Below are 1,183 nucleotides of genomic sequence, written 5' to 3'. Positions count from 1 at the left end.
ACCAGGCAGTGCGCGGGCTGTGGGGCGTGCGCGCACCGGCGCCGCTCGCACCGCGGCGCGACAAGCGCTTCGGCGTGCTGGTGCCGGCGCACAACGAGGAAGGCGTGCTCGGGCCGCTGTTCGCATCGCTGGCGCGCGTGGACTACCCGCGCGAGCAGCTGGCGATCCTGTTCGTGGCCGACCACTGCAGCGATGCGACGGTGGCCGAGATCCGCGCCGCCGGCTTCGACTGCCTGGACCGCCAGAGCGGTGCGCGCGGCAAGACCGCGAGCCTGGCCGAGGGCATCACGACGCTCGAGGCGAAGCATGGTGATGCGCTCGATGCGGTGGCCTTCTTCGATGCGGACAATGTCGTCGACACGCAGTTCTTCCAGCAGGCGGCGGCCGGGCTGCACGAAGGCCATCCGGTGCTGCAGGGCCGGGTCGGCGTGCACAACTGGCAGGCGACGCTGTTCTCGCGGCTGAACTACATGAACGCGGTGGTGGAGAACCGGCTGGAGGAACTGGCGCGCAGCCAGACCGGCTGGAGCTGCAACCTGCGCGGCCACGGCATGGTGTTCCGGCGCGACGTGCTGCAGCGCATGCCCTGGCATTCGGACACGATGGTCGAGGACCAGGAGATGCTGGTGAAGCTGGTGTGCAGCGGCCAGCGGGTGCACTGGCTGGAGCATGCACGCGCGTCGAGCGTGATCCCGGAGACGGCGAAGGAAGCGGCTGCGCAGCGCAGGCGCTGGGCGGGTGGTCGATCGGCCATCGTCGGGCGCAGCGTGCGAGCGCTGTGGGCACGCTTCCGTGCGAGCGGCGATGGTGCGGCGCTGAACCTGCTGATCGACTTCCTGCTGCCTTCGCATGCGGTGCAGCTGAGCCTGCTGTTCGTCGCGATCGTCGTGGCGGCTGCTGTCTGCGGGCTGGCGTCGTGGCAGTTCGTGCTGGCCTTCGCGCTGCTGCCGGCCTACCTGCTGTACTTCATCGCCGGCAACCTGCTGAGCGGCGTGCCGGTGAAGACCTTTCTCGACATCCTGTGGGCGCCGGCGTTCATTGCCTGGCGGACCTGGATCTATCTGTCGAGCTTGAGTGGCGTAAAGCGCTGGCGTTGATTTTTCGCTTGCCGGTGTTAGCGCGTCGCGGCGGGTGAGGGAATGGGCTGGGGGCTCATGCTGGTGCGGTCGGCGCCCTGGGGGCG

The 1,183-nt window shown here is 69.2% G+C and carries 1 protein-coding gene; it reads left to right on the top strand.

The annotated features are described in order from the left end of the window. The coding region (locus AC1D12_RS33740; protein ID WP_477845435.1) for a glycosyltransferase family 2 protein at positions 1–1,097 on the top strand (1,097 nt) is incomplete at its 5' end. Positions 1,098–1,183: the final 86 nt, after the last annotated feature.

The sequence above is a fragment of the Rhizobacter sp. P1_G5 genome (genome assembly GCF_056405435.1).
Note: the sequence above shows the minus strand (reverse complement) of the source record. Positions and strands in the feature narration are given on the sequence as shown.